The sequence below is a fragment of the Martinezella hainanensis genome, from assembly GCF_900094555.1.
GTDB classification, from domain to species: Bacteria; Pseudomonadota; Alphaproteobacteria; order Rhizobiales; family Rhizobiaceae; genus Rhizobium; species Rhizobium hainanense.
Genome location: NZ_FMAC01000005.1, coordinates 58,076 through 74,716, shown reverse-complemented (window position 1 = coordinate 74,716; position 16,641 = coordinate 58,076). Strand labels below are relative to the sequence as shown.

Below are 16,641 nucleotides of genomic sequence, written 5' to 3'. Positions count from 1 at the left end.
CGAATTCATGACCAACAGGTGGAAAACAATCGGGCTTGCCGCAATTCTTGTCGGCTTGACGCTAAGTGCCAGCTACGCCGAAGCCGCCGGCGTGCTCACCATCGGCCGCCGCGAGGATTCGACAACGTTCGACCCAATCAAGACGGCGCAGAATATCGACAACTGGGTGTTCTCCAACGTCTACGACGTGCTGGTGCGCGTCGACAAGACGGGCACGAAGCTGGAGCCGGGCCTCGCAGAAAGCTGGACGGCCTCGGATGACGGCCTCACCTACGTCTTCAAGATCCGCGACACGAAATTCTCGGACGGCTCACCGCTGACGGCTGATGACGCGGCCTTCAGCCTGCTGCGCATCCGGGACGACAAGGCATCGCTCTGGAGCGATTCCTACAAGGTGATCGACACCGCGATTGCGACCGATCCGCATACTCTAACGATCAAGCTCAAGCACGCCTCGGCGCCTTTCCTATCGACGCTCGCCTTGCCGAACGCATCGGTGATCTCGAAGGCCTGGATGGAATCGATGGGGCCGGACGCCTATGCCGAAAAGCCGATCGCCTCGGGAGCCTTCTCCGTTGAGGAATGGCGGCGCGGCGACCGCATCATCCTGAAGAAGAATCCGAATTTCTGGCAGGCGGATCGCGTCAAGCTCGATGGCGTCGAATGGATCTCGGTGCCCGACGACAATACCCGCATGCTCAACGTGCAGGCAGGGCAACTCGATGCGGCGATCTTCGTGCCCTTCTCGCGTGTCGAGGAGCTGAAGAAGGATCCGAATCTCAGCGTGCTGATCGATCCCTCCACGCGTGAGGATCATCTGCTGATCAATCACGCCCACGGCGATCTTGGCAAGAAGGAGGTCCGTCAGGCCCTGGACCTGGCAATCGACAAGAAGGCGATCGTCGACGCGGTTACCTTCCACCAGGGCACGGTCGCCAATTCCTACATTCCAAAGGGCGCTTTGTATTATTATGCGGATAATCTGCAGCGACCCTACGATCCGGAGAAGGCCAAGCAGATGCTTTCGGCAGCCGGCGTCTCCAATCTCACCTTAAAGTACCTCATTCGCGCTGGCGACGAGGTGGATGAGCAGACGGCCGTGCTGGTTCAGCAGCAGCTAGCCAAGGCCGGCATTACCGCCGACCTGCAAAAGGTAGACCCCAGCCAGGAATGGGACATGACCGTCGCCGGCGACTATGACATCTCTGTCAACTACTGGACCAATGATATTCTCGACCCCGACCAAAAGACCACCTTCGTGCTCGGTCATGACTCCAACAACAACTATATGACCAACTACAAGAATGAGGCGGTAAAGGATCTGGTCGCCAAGGCGCGGCAGGAGCTGGACCCGAAGAAGCGCGAACAGATGTATATCGACCTTCAGAAAATGGCGAAGGACGACGTGAATTGGGTCGATCTCTACTACAGCCCGTATATCAACGTCTCGCGCAAGAACATCGAGAATTTCCACCAGAACCCACTTGGCCGCTTCTTCCTTGAAGACACAGTCAAGAATTGACATCTCATCATCCGAGCCGAAGCTCCGCTGTCACAAAGACAGCGGAGTGTTGCTGTGCGAGACGACCCCTTTCGCAAACTCACGAAGCGGTTATTCTGCTATCCTGATATGAAGCAAGGATCGTTGACGGATGCAGGCGCCGCAAGGTGAATTTCGAGAACACATGACGATACTGGGCAACCTTAACGCGGCCTCATTCGTCCCGTGGATCCGGCGTCATGCCAAAAAACTCGGACTTACACAGACATTCTTCCATTCCGATGCGGATCGGATCGAGCTTGAGGTCACCGGGCCTGCGGAACTGATCGACATGCTGGAAATGGGCTGCTCGCTGGGTCCGATCGACGTCTGGGTCGAGGAGATCAAGCGCAGGGTCATGGACAGCGCCGAACCGTCATATCTTAGGAATTCCTGATCTACTGCCTTTTATTTAATCATTGTTGCCAATGCGAATTATTTATGCAAGCTTTTGAAGGCTGTGGGGATGCAGGGATCGGCGCCTGCCTATGACTGGTGGCGCTAAGCCATTGGTGAAATTAAGAGAGCTAAGGCTATGCCATTTGATGGGGTCGGATCCTGGGCACCAGTCGCCCTTTCCTCTGATCTGCCACCAGGAACCGTCATGCCGGCCTGGACATCGGTTGGCCCGATTGCCCTGTGGCGCAGTCAGTCGGGCCGCGCAACCGCATCTTCCGATCGCTGTCCGCATCGCGGAATGAGATTGTCGCACGGCTTCGTCCGCGGCGAGGCGCTGTCCTGCATCTATCATGGCTGGAGCTATTCGCTGTCAGGCGGATGCATTCGCATTCCCGCGCATCCCGACCTGGTTCCTCCCGAAACCATCCGTGTCGCCGTCCAGCAGGTACAAGAGGCTGATGGCATCTTATGGGTAGCCGTCGGACAACCGGCAACGCAGCCCCCGCAGCTCGGCGAACTCATACCGTTGCGCTCGCTAACGGTGGAAACCGATGTTGCGGCGATCGAGGACACAGCCTGCGCGAAGATCGACAAGGACGGGCTGATCTGTCTGCCCGAATTTCCCTGGATCGGGCTGCTGCTGGCGCCTCAGGCGAAGCATACGCTCATTCTTCTCATGATCGAAAAGGAGCGCAGCCCGGCAGACCGCCTTGCGGCATCCCGGATTGTCGAATCCCTCCGCCGCCGAGCGGAAGAGCGCCATAGGGAGATTGCAGAATGAAAGGCGGCGCGATGATCGACGAATGGTATCCGGTCGGCCTTTTCAGCCAGCTCAGCGAAAAGGGAAACAAGACCTGGCTGATGGGCGAGGCGATCGAGGTCGCGCGCGATCAGGATGGCAACGCACGGGTGGTGACTGCCGAGGGAAAAGCCCTCCCTGTCCGCGTCCGATATGGCCATGTCTGGTCTTCGCTCGGAAAGCCCGACAAGGAACTTTTCGCCATTCCGGAGGCCGATCAGCCAGGTCGCCGTTTCGTCGACGTCGGCGTCGTCCGCGTACGCTGCTCGCCGCTTCGCGCCGTCGAGAACTTTCTCGACATCGCGCATTTTCCCTTCGTCCACACCGACATCCTCGGCGCGGAACCGCATACGGAGGTCGAAAACTACAAGGTCGAAATCCGCGAGGGCGTGGATGAAGTCTGGGCAACGCAGGTGAAGTTCTACCAACCGCAGGCTGCCAAGTCCGCGACCGGCGGCATTACGACCGAGTACATGTATCGCGTGCCGGCGCCGACCTGTTCGGTCCTCTACAAGACATGCCCTCCGCGACCCAGCGAATGGGATGTCATAACCCTGTTCGTCCAGCCTCTTGCCGAAGATGTATGCGACGTATGGCCGTGGATGGCGCTCTTCGACGACGAAACGCCGATGACGGACCTCATTCACTTTCAGCAGACGATCTTCCTGCAAGATCGTTCGATCCTTGAAAACCAGATCCCTTCACTTCTTCCGCTTGATCCTGGCATGGAAATCCCGACAAGGGCCGACCTCACCTCGATCGCCTACCGGCGATGGCTCAAGCGCCACAACTATACCTATGGCGCACAATTGGTCGCACAATGAAGCTCTACGACTATATTTTATCGCCAAGCTGCTACAAGGTGCGCTTGATGGCCGCCATCCTGGGCATCAAGCTTGAAATCCGGTCCGTCGACTTCCATCCCGGCGCGGAACACCGTGGACCGGAGCTTATGGCGCTCAATCCGGCAGGCTCCATCCCGATCCTCGAGGATGGCGATCTCGTACTGACCGAATCCTCGGCAATGCTTGCCTATCTTGCCGCCGATGGTGGGCCGGAGTGGCTGGGCCACGGCTCACCGCAGGAGACGGCGCGCGTGCAGCAATGGCTCTCCTTTTCGCATCGCCTGACGGCAAACCTTGGCGGCGCGCGGCTTCATGAAATGCTGCTGCGGCCAGGAGATATCAAGGCATTGCAGGCTCAGGGGATTGCGGCACTGCGCGAGCTCGAAGCAGGCCTCTTCGAACAAGCCGAGCGCGGCATGCGGTTCCTTGCAGGAAGCCGGGCGACCATCGCCGATATCGCCTGCTTCCCCTACGTGGCACTTGCGCCTGACGGCGGCATCTCGCTTGATCCGTACCCCTTGATCCGGCTCTGGATGCGCGCCATCCGCAGCCTGCCTGGTTTCATCGAAATGCCCGGCATTCATCGCCTGCACGAACTGAAACCCGACCCGCATCCGGCAGGGGAGACATGATGGAATGACCGGCTATCTCCTGAAGAATTGTGCAGCCGTTATCGTCGACGAGGGCAATGGGCCGAGCGTGCGCCGCAACGTCGACCTGCTCACCAAAGGCCCGGCGATCCAGGCGATCGGCGAGAACCTGTCGTTGGATCCGTTACCCGAGGGCACCATCGTCCAGGATGCATCAGGCTGGTTCGTCTATCCGGGGCTCGTCAATACGCATCACCACTTCTTTCAGTGCTTCGTGCGAAACCGGGCCGAGCTCGACTGGACGAAGCTTTCCGTCATCGAATGGCTCGATCGGATCTATCCCATCTTCTCGCGATTGACCGAGGATTGCTTCTATCATTCCTCGGTCACCGCCATGGCCGAGATGATCAAGCATGGCTGCACGACCGCCTTCGATCACCAATACTGCTTTCCCCGCCATGCCGGAAAGCGCCTGATCGATCGCCAGTTCGAGGCGGCCGACCTTCTGGGCATGCGCTTTCACGCCGGTCGCGGCGGCAACACCCTGCCGAAATCCGAGGGGTCGACGATCCCAGATGCCATGCTCGAAACCACGGATGAATTCATCGCCGATTGCGCACGGCTGATCGACAGCTATCACGATGCCGGCCCCTTCAGCATGCGCCAGGTGGTCGTCGCCCCCTGCCAGCCGGTCAATTGCTATCGCGAAACCTTCGTCGAGTCGGTCGCGCTGGCGCGCGATCGCCGCGTGCAGCTGCACACACATGTCGGCGAAGGCGAAAGCCCAGTCATCGAGGCACGGCATGGCATGCGCACGGTCGACTACTGCACCGAATTGGGCTTTGCAGGCCCGGATACCTTTTATGCCCATTGCTGGGAACTGACGCATGACGAGCTACGCAAAATGGCGGCAAGCGGCACCGGCGTCTCGCATTGCCCGGAGCCGGTCTATCTCGTCGGCGCCGAAGTGACTGATATCCCGGCGATGCAGGCCTTCGGCTTGCGTATCGGCCTTGGTTGCGACGGAGCGGCATCGAACGACAACTCGAACCTCATGCACTGCATCCATTCCGCCTACATGCTGCAGTGCCTGACGGCCTCGACGCGTCAGCACGCCGTCCCCGCTCCGCTTGACTTTCTCCAGTACGCGACAAGCGGAGGCGCAAGCCTGCTGGGGCGCACCGATATCGGGCGCCTCGCTCCGGGCATGGCGGCCGATCTCTTCGCGATCGATTCCCGGCGGATGGACTATGTCGGGACGCGGCATGACCCGCTGAGCCTGATCGCCAAGGTCGGGATCGGCATGCCCACCGATCTGACCATGATCAACGGACGCATCGTCTGGCAGGGCGGCGAATTCACCGGACTGGATGAGGCCGCGCTGTTTGCCGCGGCCGAGGCGGCACTTGCAACAGTAGAATTCTGAAAAACCAAAAAGGGGAACTGGGATGCAGAAAAATCTGACCCGCAGAACATTGATGAAGAGCGCGGCTGTCGCAGGCCTCGCAACGGCCTTTACCGGCCGCTCCGCCTTCGCCGCCAACGAACCGCTCGGCATCACGCTCGTCGTGCCCTCGCCGATCGGTGATGTCGGCTGGGGACATGCGCTGGCCGCCGGGCTCGATCCGATCAAGGCTGCCTATGGCGACAAGGTCAAGGTGACCGTAATCGAGAACATTGCCGAAGGCCCGGATGCGGACCGCATCATGAACAAGACGGTCGCCGACGGGAACCACTTCCTGATCGCCGGCTCGTTCGGCTATCAGAACGGCGCGCTTCAGATTGCCCGCCGCAATCCCAAAGTTACCGTTTTGCATGCCTCCGGCTTCCAGGTCGCACCGAATTTCTCGCCCTTCGCCGCCAAGTATTTTCAAGGGACCTATCTGCTCGGCATGGCCGCTGCCGCAGTCTCCAAGACCGGCAAACTCGGTTCGGTCTCTGCCTTTGCCATTCCTGAACTGATCACGTCAATCAACGCCTTCACGCTCGGTGCGCAGGCCGTCAAGCCCGACATCGAAGTATCGGTCGTCTGGGTCAATTCCTGGTTCGATCCGGCCAAGGAGCAGGAGGCAGCCAAGGCTTTGATTTCGCAGGGCTGCGACGTGATCTTCTCGAACGCACAGGATACGCCCTCGGTCATATCAGCCTGCGAGGCGGCCGGCGTCTACGCCTTCAACCTGAATTCCTCGATGAAGAAATATGCGCCGAAGACCTATCTCGGCTGCATCTCCACGGATTGGTCGCCCTTCTTCAAGGCATCGGTCGATGCGCATCTCGCCGGCACCTTCAAAGGTGCCAACGCGTTCCTCGGCGTCGCGGACAAGGTCGTCGAAGTCGTCGACTGGAGCCCGGCGATCCCGGCCGAGACCATGGCGAAAATCAAAGAGGCCGAAGCAAAAATCGCCAGCGGCGGCTTTTCGCCGTTCACCGGTCCGATCACCAAGGCCGACGGCAGCGAGGGCGCGGCTTCCGGCGCGACGCTGACGGATGCGCAGATCGTTGCGATGGACTGGCATGTCAAAGGTGTGAAGACGCCTTTGCCGAAGTAATCAAGTCATGACCATCCCGCTGCTGTCGCTGCGCGGCATCTCCAAAAGTTACGGCCAGGTCCATGCCAACCAGCATATCGACCTGGACGTAGTCCTGGGCTCGATCCATGCCATCCTCGGAGAAAACGGCGCCGGCAAGTCGACCCTGATGAAGCTGATCTACGGCGTCGAACAACCAGACGATGGAAGCATCGCCTGGCATGGGAACCCGCTCAGCCTTGCTTCCCCCGCGGAAGCGAGGCGTACAGGCATCGGGATGGTCTTTCAGCATTTCTCGCTGTTCGAGAGCCTGACGGTTGTCGAAAACATCCGCCTGATCGTGTCAGGCCGCCGGGCCGAACTTGCGCGGCGCATCCGCACGCTGGGGGATGAATTCGGACTTGAAGTCGATCCGCTGGCCCATGTGCATGAACTGTCGGTCGGCGAGCGGCAGCGGGTGGAAATCATCCGATGCCTGATGACCGATCCGAAGCTGCTGATCCTCGACGAGCCGACATCGGTCCTGCCGCCGCAAGCCGTCGAGAAGCTGTTCGACACGCTACGCCGGCTGCGTGACGGCGGCGTGTCGATCCTCTTCATCTCGCACAAGCTGGAGGAGATCCAGTCGCTGTGCGACCGCGCCACGATCCTGCGCGGCGGACGCGTGACCGGACATGTGGATCCGCGCGAGCATGACGCCCATGATCTCGCTCGCATGATGATCGGCCGCGACATGCCGGAGCCGATACCCGCATTGCCTTTGGCCGAGGGCGAAAAGCGCCTGGAGATCATTGGTCTCGATCACCGGCCAGACGATCCCTTCTCGGTGCCGCTGTCCACCATCAGCCTGACCGTTCGCAGCGGCGAGATTCTTGGCATTGCCGGTATTTCCGGGAATGGGCAAAAGGAACTTGCCGCGCTGATTTCGGGAGAAACGACGCTGCCACGGGACAAGCGCGACCAGATCTTCATGATGGGACAGGATGTGGGCAACCTCGATGCCGCCAGCCGTCGAAAGCTGGGCTTTGCCTTTGTCCCGGAAGACCGGCTTGGGCACGGCGCAGTTCCCGAAATGTCGCTGACGCTCAATAGCCTGCTGACGGCTCATCCCTTGAAGCTCGTCAGGCATGGCCTCATCGACAATGCAAAGGCAACCGACTTCGCAAACGAGTGCATCCGGGACTATGACGTGCGCACGCGCGGTCCGGAGGCGGAAGCCGGGTCGCTTTCCGGCGGCAACCTGCAGAAGTTCATCGTCGGCCGCGAAATCATGCTCGCCCCGAAACTTCTGTTTCTTGCGCAACCAACCTGGGGCGTCGATGTCGGCGCGGCCTCTGCTATTCGCAAGCGGCTGATCGAGCTGCGCAATCAAGGCACGGCAATTCTCGTCATATCGGAAGAGCTTGAGGAATTGTTCGAGCTCAGCGACATCATCCAGGTCCTTTACCACGGCACGCTGAGCCCGCCGCTTGTCACCCGCGATACAAAACCCGAAGAGATCGGTCGATACATGATCGGCGCACAGCCCCAACGCGAGAAGGCATTCGCATGAGCAGTTCCTTCTCTGCCGCCCTGCCCACCTTCGCTCGCCGGGAACGGGCCTCGTTCACCGCGAAGTTGCTCGCACCGCCGATCGCTCTCATTGTCACCATCGTCCTCAATCTCGGCCTTTATATCGCCATGGGCCGGGACCCGGCTGCGGTGATCTATGCCATGCTGATCGAGCCGTTCTTCTCCTGGGCCTCATTCTCGGAAGTGTTACTGAAGACTGGCCCTCTGCTTCTGATCGCACAGGGTCTGGCAATCGGCTTTCGCGCGAAGGTCTTCAATATCGGCGCCGAAGGCCAATTCATTCTTGGCGCAGTCTTCGCCTCCGCCATACCCATCTGGATGCCACAGGCAACGGGCCAATGGATGTGGCCCACAATGCTGCTGCTCGGCACTCTCGGCGGCGCTCTATGGGCGTCTCTCACTGCCTTCTGGCGCGTCAGGCTCAACGCCAATGAAATTCTCGTCTCCCTGATGCTGAGCTTCGTTGCCGCGCAATTGCTCAACTATCTTCTCCTCGGCCCATGGAAAGATCCGAACGGCTTCAATTTCCCGCAGTCGGTCATGTTCCAATACGATGCCATGGTACCGATCCTGTTTGAGGGAACCCGCGTCAATGTCTCGCTGATCCTCGCTGCCGGTCTGTCGATCGCGGCGTGGATCTTCATGCAGAAGAGCTTCGCAGGATATAAATTGCAGGTTGGCGGGCTGGCTCCCCGGGCGGCGAGCTATGCCGGTTTCAAAGAGAGCTGGGCAATCTGGCTTTCGCTGATCATTGGCGGAGCGGCAGCCGGTCTTGCGGGTGCTGCCGAGGTTGCCGGCCCGCTTGGCCAGCTGCAGCGTTCGATCTCGACGGGGTATGGCTACGCGGCAATCATCGTTGCCTATCTTGGCGGTCTCAATCCCATCGGCATCGTCGTTTCCTCGATCATCATGGCGGCGCTCTATATCGGTGGCGATAACGCCATGGTCTCCGCCAATTTGCCGATCGCAGCCGTCCGCGTGTTCCAAGGTAGCCTGCTCCTCATTTATCTCATTGCCGTCGCCTTCGTGCGCTATCGCATCGTCTGGCGTCCCATACCCGCCCGGAGCGCATCATGAGCGCCGTCGAGTTCATTCTTGCCGGCATGCTGGCAGCCGCAACGCCGTTTCTGCTGGCAGCCTTGGGCGAGCTTGTTGCCGAGCGAGCGGGCGTCTTGAACCTTGGCGTGGAAGGTTTGATGGCGGTTGGCGCCGTCATTGCGTTCATTGTCGTTTATCATGGTGGCGGCCATTTCCTTGCCTTCCTCGCGGCGGGTCTCGGAAGTGCGCTCCTCGCCATGATCTTTGCCGGTATCATTCTGGGCTTCAACGCAAACCAGGTTGCAGCCGGTCTTGCCCTCGGCATTCTCGGCCAAGGCCTCTCCGCCCTGTTCGGCAAGAGTTATGAGAGCCTGACTGTCACCACCTTGCCCAAGATCGCAATTCCCGGGCTTTCACAAATTCCAGTCGTCGGAGGTCTTTTCAGTCAGGATATCGCCGTCTGGATTTCGCTTGTCGCCACAATCGGCATATGGGCGCTGTTTGCCTACAGCAAAGTCGGTCTTATCCTTCGCGCCGTCGGTGAAAATCCGAAGGCCGCGCATGCCATCGGCTATCCGATTGTCCTAATCCGCTTCGCCGCAGTTACTTTTGGCGGCATGATGGCCGGCTTTGCCGGCGCGTATGCCTCGACGATCTATACACCCCTCTGGGCGGACGGCATGATCGCCGGGCGGGGCTGGATTGCCATCGCCCTCGTTGTCTTTGGAACCTGGCTGACATCGAGGATTTTCCTGGGCGCGTGCCTATTCGGCGCGGTGTCGCTGATGGGTCTTGCCGCGCAGGCGAGCGGGCTCGCAATTTCCTCGCAATTGCTTGCATGCCTGCCCTATCTCGTGACGATCATTGTCCTTGGCATCATCTCCGTAGATCGCCGGCTCTTGAAGCTCAATGGCGTCGCCTCACTCGGCGAACCGTTTGAGCGATAGCAAAAGTCCATCGATTAAGAATTTCCTTCGCTTGCCTTAATGGCGGCAATACCGGCATTCTTCTTGCTTCTGACAATTCATGAGCTCTCACTGAGAGGGCGTGTTCGCTGGTTCAGAGCAAGGAGGCCTTCCATGACCCCATCCGATACCCCAAATATAGCCCTGCCTAGCGATCCGGTACTGTCGGTACGCGGCCTGACAGTCAGCCTTCCCAAGAATATGGAACGCGTGCATGCGGTGCAGGATATCACCTTCGACCTGATGCAAGGCGAAATCCTTTGCATCATCGGTGAATCCGGCTCGGGGAAATCGGTGACTGCGAATGCGATCATGGGCCTGCTGCCATCAATCATAAAAGTAACGGCAGGCACGATCTGCTTCAAGGGCGCGGACCTCATAAGCGCCGACGATGCCACTCTCAGAAACCTCCGGGGACGGGCCGTTTCGATCATTTTCCAGGATCCGCTCTCGGCGCTCAATCCACTGATGACGATCGGCGATCAGATCATCGAGGTTCTCGATGCGCACAAGGTAGGCACGCCGGAAAGCCGGCGGCAGAAGGTAAAGGAGCTGCTCAGCGAAGTCGGCCTGCCCGATCCGGATCTTCTCCAGCATCAATATCCCTTCCGCCTATCGGGCGGGCAGCGGCAGCGCGTGATGATCGCCATGGCGCTGGCGCTCGATCCGGACGTACTGATCGCCGATGAACCAACCACGGCATTGGACGTGACGACGCAGGCCCAGATCCTCGAATTGATCCGCAAGATACAGGCGCGCAAGAAGATGAGCGTCATGTTCATCACCCATGATTTCGGGGTAGTTGCCGAGATTGCCGACAGAGTGATCGTTATGGAAAAGGGTCACCTCGTCGAACAGGGACCGGCAGCGCAGGTGCTGAATGCACCGGTTCATCCCTACACGCAGCGTCTCATCGCTGCCGTCCCCCGTATGACGACGGTCAGCCGCGAAACCATTGCCGAAGCGCCCGTGGTGCTAGAAGTCGATAAGCTCAACAAGACCTATCGATCGGGAAGCGGCTTCCTGTCGAAATCGCGGACGGTACAGGCGGTCAACGGCGTCAGCTTTTCGATCCGCAAGGGGCGCACCTTGGGGGTGGTCGGCGAATCCGGCTCCGGCAAATCCTCGCTCGGCCGCGTCCTGCTGAAGCTTTTGAGCTCGGACAGCGGTCAGATTCTCTTCGATGGCCGCGATATCGCCCCGCTGTCAGACGACGAGTTCCGACCGCTGCGGCCTTACATCCAGATGATCTTTCAAGACCCGTTCGCCTCGCTGAACCCGCGCCATACGATTGGTCGCATTCTCACCGTCGGACCGATGGCGCACGGCCTGCCGATGCACGAGGCCAAGACGAAAGCACTGCGCCTTCTCAAGCGCGTCGGCCTCGACGAAGGCGCTTTCGACCGCTTTCCGCATGAGTTCTCCGGTGGCCAGCGCCAGCGCATCGGCATCGCCCGCGCCTTGATGTTCGATCCCGTCCTGCTGGTGGCTGACGAGGCAGTTTCCGCTCTCGACGTCTCGATCCAGGCGCAAATCCTCAAGCTTCTTGCGGAAATCCAGCAGGATACCAAGGTCGCCATGATCTTCATTACCCACGATCTTCGCGTCGCCAGTCAGATTTGCGACGAAGTCGCCGTCATGTACAAGGGCGAGATCGTCGAATGCGGTCCGCCTTCGCAGATCTTCCGCGCGCCGGCGCATGCCTATACTCAACGCCTGCTGGCCGCCATCCCCGGCAGCGACTGGGAAGCCGTCGGCTGAAACGTCCATCGAACGAGACACAGGCCGCGCCAGATGCGGCCGCTTCTGCCCAATTACCACCATTCGTGCACGTCCCTGCGGCGATTAATGCCTGAGAAACAGGCAGCCGTGCATGCTGATTAATTTTTATCTGATCGGGCGAAAAAATAGTTGCATTTATCCACTATCCGTCCTTTCATGAGCATTAAAGTTCCAGCGACGATCCGCCGCAGACGATCATGAACCTGCCACCGTATGAAGGGTGGCCGGAACGGTGTTTTGTTGCCTTTCAAGGGTTCCGAGCCATGCCGCCGACCAAGGCCCCGCCAACGTCCGTGAAGGATATCGATATCGACGTCCTGGAGGATACGCTGAGCTTTTATATCCGCAGCATCAATCTCGCCGTCTCGCGCGATCTGGATGAAAAGCTCGAAGGCCTGGACGTGGCGCGGGGAACGGGAAAGATCACCACCCTGTTCCTGGTCGACGACAATCCGGGAATCCGGCCTTCCACCATCGCCCAACTTATCCTGAAAGACCGCTCGGCGACCGGCAGGCTGATCGAGCAGATGGAGGCACATGATCTCCTTACGCGCGAGACGTCGGTGGACGACAGCCGCGCACAGGAACTCTACATCACGGAAAAAGGTCACGAACTGGCAAAACGCGTGCGTGCCATCGTCACCAAACAATCACGCGAATTCTTTTCCGACATCACCGACGAAGAACACAGGCTGCTGATCGACATATTGCGCAGGACCTACCGGCGCATCGTCGCGCAATCGTGAGCCGGCGAACCATGGGAGAGCGGGCATGAGTATCAGTGAGGAACGGGTCGCAATGATATCCGGTGCCAGCCGGGGGATCGGTGCCGCACTCGCCAAGGAACTTGCCGCCAAGGGATGGCGGCTCTCGCTCGGTATGCGCCGCCCTGAAATGCCTGACTGGGCAGACGCAACCCGCGTTGGCGTCTTTGCCTATGATGCCGCCGATACGGACGCATCGGATCGCTGGGCGGAAGAAACGCTTCGCACGTTCGGGCGCATCGACGCGGTCGTTGCCAATGCCGGCATCATGATCGCAAAGACCGTGATCGAGGCTGACGATGCCGACATGGACGAACTGCTTGACATCAACGTCAAGGCCCCGCGCCGGCTGGCGAAATCGGCCTGGAATGCGCTGTCGGTGAGCGGCCGTGGCCGGATCGTTATCATCGCCTCGCTCTCGGGCAAGCGGGTCAAGTCCGCCAAATCCGGGCTCTATGCCGTCTCCAAATTCGCGGCCGTCGCGCTTGCACATGCCCTTCGCCATACCGGATTCGACCTGGGTATTCGCGCAACCGCCATCTGCCCCGGTTTCGTCGCCACCGACATGGCCCGCAGCGTCACCACCAGGGCCGATGACGACATGACCGACCCGCGCGATCTCGCCCGTATCATTTCCATGCTGATCGACCTGCCGAACGAGGCAAGCGTTGCCGAATTCGCCATCAATTGCCAGTTAGAGGAGTCTTTCTGACCATGCCCGGCCCCTATGTGGTCCCCGTTCACGGGGATGCGGAACTGCCCAAGGAAGTCGACGTCGTCGTTATCGGCGGTGGCATCATCGGCACCTCGACGACGCTGGAACTGGCCGAACGTGGTCTGCGGGTCGCGCTTTGCGAGAAAGGGGGCATCGGCCAGGAGCAATCGAGCCGCAACTGGGGCTGGGTGCGCATTTCCAGGCGCGATCCGCGCGAAGTACCTCTCATGGCGGAGGCCCTGCGCATCTGGAGCACGCTCGACAAGCGTACCGGCCGCGACACCGGTTACAAGCGCGCCGGCATCATTTTCACCTGCGCAGACGACAAGCAATATGCCGATCACGAGCGCTGGAACCGCAATCTGGAAGGCTACCAGCTGGAAAGCCGCATGATCAGCGGCGCCGAATTCAAGAACCTCTTTCCCGGTGCGCAGATGGACCTCAAGGGAGCGCTCTTTACCGCCGCCGATGGTCGCGCCGAGCCGCAGCGGGCCGCCCCCGCCATTGCCGAGGCCGCCCGCGACAAGGGAGCTTCCATTCTGACCGAATGCGCCGTGCGCGGCATCGAGACGGCCGGCGGCCGCATTTCCGGCGTCATCACCGAGCGAGGCCCCATCGCCTGCAAGGCCGTCGTGCTTGCCGGCGGCGCCTGGTCCAGCCTGTTTGCCGGCATGTTCGGGCTCGATCTGCCGCAGTTGAAGGTGATGAATTCCGTGTTGCGCACCAAGCCTCTGGAAGGTGGCCCGGAGCAAGCCATCTGGGCGAGCGGCTTTGCCCTGCGCAAGCGCCAGGATGGCGGCTACACGATCGCTTCGGGCCACGAAAACATCGTGGACATCGTGCCGAGCTCCTTCCGATACGCCGGCAAGTTCCTGCCGGCGTTGAAAAAGGAGTGGCGTTCGCTGAACTTCCGTGTCTCCGGCCGGTTCTTCGACGAAGCGCGCATTCCCAATCGCTGGGCGATGGACGAGGCAAGTCCCTTCGAATATTGCCGCGTCCTCGATCCGAAACCCTCCACCAAGCTTTCCAACGCGGCGCTCGCCAATCTCAAGAAAGCCTTTCCGGTTTTCGAGAAGGCCGAGATCGCCCAGCGCTGGGCGGGCTATATCGACGTGACGCCGGATGCCGTGCCGGTGATCGATGCGATCGACAGCATTCCCGGCTTCCATATCGCCACCGGCTTTTCCGGCCACGGCTTCGGCATAGGGCCGGCGGCCGGGCGGCTGATGGCCGACATCGTCACCGGCAAGCCGCCGGTGGTCGATCGCAAGAACTTCCGCTTTTCCCGCTTCCACGACGGTTCGAAGATCGAACTCATCAGTGGTTTCTGACCTGTCCGAACCAGGAAGACAGTAAAACGACGAAAGAGACGAAAGAGCAGAGCAGCCGAAATCCTACCAACAAAAAGGGGAACGATCATGTCCGATGCAAATGACACCATCCTCCTGAAACCAACCCGACGCCAGGCATTGACCATGATGGCGCTCGGTGCCTCCGGGCTGATCATGCCCAACATTCTCGGTCGCAGCGAAGCTTTCGCGGCACCACCCGCCAAGCCGACCGGCCAGCTTGTCATCGGCTTTTCGCAGGAGCCGACCGTCTTCAATCCGCACCTGATCCACATCGAAGTTGACGAAGGCATCCATTTCAGCGTCTTCGATCCGCTCTTTACCGTGACCCCGGATGGCAAGTTTGCCCCCGCACTTGCAACCGAAGTCCCGACGGTCGAGAACGGCGGCATCTCGGCCGATGGTCTTAACTGGAAGATCAAGCTGCGCGACGGCGTAAAGTGGCATGACGGCACGCCGTTCACCGCCGAGGACGTCAAGTTCACCCTCGAACTCATGGTTGACCCAAACTTCCGCAGCTGGCGCAAGACCGGCCATGAACTGGTGCGTGACCTCACGGTTGTCTCGCCGACGGAAATCACGTGGCGGATGGAAAAGCCGTTTGCGCCCTACCCGTCCATCCTCGCCATGACCTTCATCGTGCCGAAGCATATCCTCGGCGCGGAGAAGGACAAGAACACCGCCCCCTTCAACAACGCCCCCATCGGCACCGGCCCGTTCAAATGGGTCGAGCGTGTCCCCGGCGACCACATCACGCTTGCGGCCAATACCGACTATTTCGGGGAAGGGCCTTATCTTGAAACCGTTGTCTACAAATATATCCCCGACCTGACGGTTCTATATACCCAGTTCAAGACCGGCGATATCGACGTCGTTGGGCTGCAATGGATCACGCCGGATCACTATGACGAAGCCAAGGGGCTGGATGGCAAGGTCGTTGCCGTCGTTCCGGCCGCGACCGTCGAATCCGTCGGATTCAACATGGAGAGGCCACAGTTCAAGGACCCGGCGGTGCGCGAGGCGCTCTACTACGCGATCGACAAGCAGACGATCATCGATGCGCTCTATTACGGCCTGCCGACGCCGACCGAGAGCTACATTCCGCAGCAGTCCTTTTATTACAATCCCGACTTGCCGAAGCAGGAGTTCAGCACGGACAAGGCTAAGAAAATCCTCGACGACGCCGGTTGGAAGCCCGGTGCCGACGGCATTCGCGCGAAGGACGGGGTCAGGCTTTCCTTCACCAACTCGACCACCGCGGGCAATCATATCCGCGAGCAGGTGCAGCAGTTCATGCAGCAGACCTTCAAGGATATCGGCGTGGAGCTAACCATCTCCAACCTGCCGCCGGCGGTCATGTGGGGCGACTATTGGACAATGTCGAAGTTCGATTCCGTCGTCGTCGGCATCAACTTCCAGACCGGCTCCGATCCCGACACCTCGGATTATTTCCGCTCCACGGCGATCACCGCCAAGGGCGGAGCCGGCCAGAACTCTTGGCAATATGCCAATCCGGAGGTCGACAAGCTCCTGGCGGAAGGTGGCCAGATCTTCGTGCCGGAGGAGCGCAAGAAGGTCTACCAGAAAATCCAGGAGATCATGCGCCACGACCTGCCCTTCCTGCCGCTGTTCCAGTATGCGACCGTGCGCGGCCATAAGGTGGGGGTCGAAAACGTCACCCCCAACATCAACGTGCGCATCGACAGCTGGAATGTGGCTACCTGGTATTGGGCCAAGGCATAGGCTGCTTGTTCC

15 protein-coding genes are annotated in these 16,641 nt (G+C 60.0%); all 15 read left to right on the top strand.

Annotated elements, in window-relative coordinates:
- Nucleotides 1-7 precede the first annotated feature (7 nt).
- A complete protein-coding gene (locus tag GA0061100_RS17015; protein ID WP_075853897.1) occupies nt 8-1,522 on the top strand; it encodes an ABC transporter substrate-binding protein in 1,515 nt (504 codons plus the stop codon).
- Between the two features lie 130 nt (nt 1,523-1,652).
- Nucleotides 1,653-1,937: an acylphosphatase gene (locus GA0061100_RS17010; protein WP_075853896.1), complete on the top strand. Its 285-nt coding sequence runs from the start codon at nt 1,653-1,655 to the stop codon at nt 1,935-1,937.
- A gap of 138 nt (nt 1,938-2,075) precedes the next feature.
- Nucleotides 2,076-2,720 (top strand): Rieske (2Fe-2S) protein, encoded by a 645-nt coding sequence (locus tag GA0061100_RS17005; RefSeq protein ID WP_075853895.1) that lies wholly within the window; start codon nt 2,076-2,078, stop codon nt 2,718-2,720.
- Complete coding sequence (locus GA0061100_RS17000) at nt 2,717-3,562, top strand: aromatic ring-hydroxylating oxygenase subunit alpha (protein ID WP_075853894.1); 846 nt, start codon at nt 2,717-2,719, stop codon at nt 3,560-3,562. Before GA0061100_RS17005 ends, GA0061100_RS17000 begins: the two co-directional genes overlap by 4 nt.
- Complete coding sequence (locus GA0061100_RS16995; protein WP_075853893.1) at nt 3,559-4,215, top strand: glutathione S-transferase family protein; 657 nt, start codon at nt 3,559-3,561, stop codon at nt 4,213-4,215. Before GA0061100_RS17000 ends, GA0061100_RS16995 begins: the two co-directional genes overlap by 4 nt.
- 4 nt (nt 4,216-4,219) lie before the next feature.
- The gene (locus GA0061100_RS16990; protein WP_075853892.1) at nt 4,220-5,599 is read left to right on the top strand and encodes an amidohydrolase; all 1,380 of its coding nucleotides are present in this window, start codon (nt 4,220-4,222) and stop codon (nt 5,597-5,599) included.
- Nucleotides 5,600-5,621: 22 nt separating this feature from the next.
- A complete protein-coding gene (locus GA0061100_RS16985) occupies nt 5,622-6,722 on the top strand; it encodes a BMP family ABC transporter substrate-binding protein (RefSeq protein WP_075853891.1) in 1,101 nt (366 codons plus the stop codon).
- Nucleotides 6,723-6,729: 7 nt separating this feature from the next.
- Entirely contained in the window at nt 6,730-8,253 is a 1,524-nt protein-coding gene (locus GA0061100_RS16980; RefSeq protein ID WP_075853890.1) for an ABC transporter ATP-binding protein, read from the top strand.
- Nucleotides 8,250-9,350 carry an ABC transporter permease gene (locus tag GA0061100_RS16975; protein WP_075853889.1) on the top strand — a complete coding sequence of 367 codons (1,101 nt, stop codon included), beginning with the start codon at nt 8,250-8,252 and terminating at the stop codon, nt 9,348-9,350. The genes GA0061100_RS16980 and GA0061100_RS16975 overlap by 4 nt, the downstream gene beginning before the upstream one ends.
- On the top strand, nt 9,347-10,258 hold the full coding sequence (locus GA0061100_RS16970) for an ABC transporter permease (RefSeq protein WP_075853888.1): 912 nt from the start codon (nt 9,347-9,349) through the stop codon (nt 10,256-10,258). The genes GA0061100_RS16975 and GA0061100_RS16970 overlap by 4 nt, the downstream gene beginning before the upstream one ends.
- 132 nt (nt 10,259-10,390) lie before the next feature.
- A complete protein-coding gene (locus GA0061100_RS16965; RefSeq protein WP_075853887.1) occupies nt 10,391-12,037 on the top strand; it encodes an ABC transporter ATP-binding protein in 1,647 nt (548 codons plus the stop codon).
- Between the two features lie 284 nt (nt 12,038-12,321).
- A complete protein-coding gene (locus GA0061100_RS16960; protein WP_075853886.1) occupies nt 12,322-12,804 on the top strand; it encodes a MarR family winged helix-turn-helix transcriptional regulator in 483 nt (160 codons plus the stop codon).
- Nucleotides 12,805-12,829: 25 nt separating this feature from the next.
- Nucleotides 12,830-13,534, top strand: coding sequence for an SDR family NAD(P)-dependent oxidoreductase (locus GA0061100_RS16955; protein ID WP_208621551.1), 705 nt, complete (start codon nt 12,830-12,832; stop codon nt 13,532-13,534).
- 2 nt (nt 13,535-13,536) lie between these two features.
- On the top strand, nt 13,537-14,868 hold the full coding sequence (locus tag GA0061100_RS16950; protein ID WP_075853885.1) for an NAD(P)/FAD-dependent oxidoreductase: 1,332 nt from the start codon (nt 13,537-13,539) through the stop codon (nt 14,866-14,868).
- An 87-nt stretch (nt 14,869-14,955) separates the two neighbouring features.
- Nucleotides 14,956-16,629 carry a peptide ABC transporter substrate-binding protein gene (locus GA0061100_RS16945; RefSeq protein ID WP_075853884.1) on the top strand — a complete coding sequence of 558 codons (1,674 nt, stop codon included), beginning with the start codon at nt 14,956-14,958 and terminating at the stop codon, nt 16,627-16,629.
- Nucleotides 16,630-16,641: the final 12 nt, after the last annotated feature.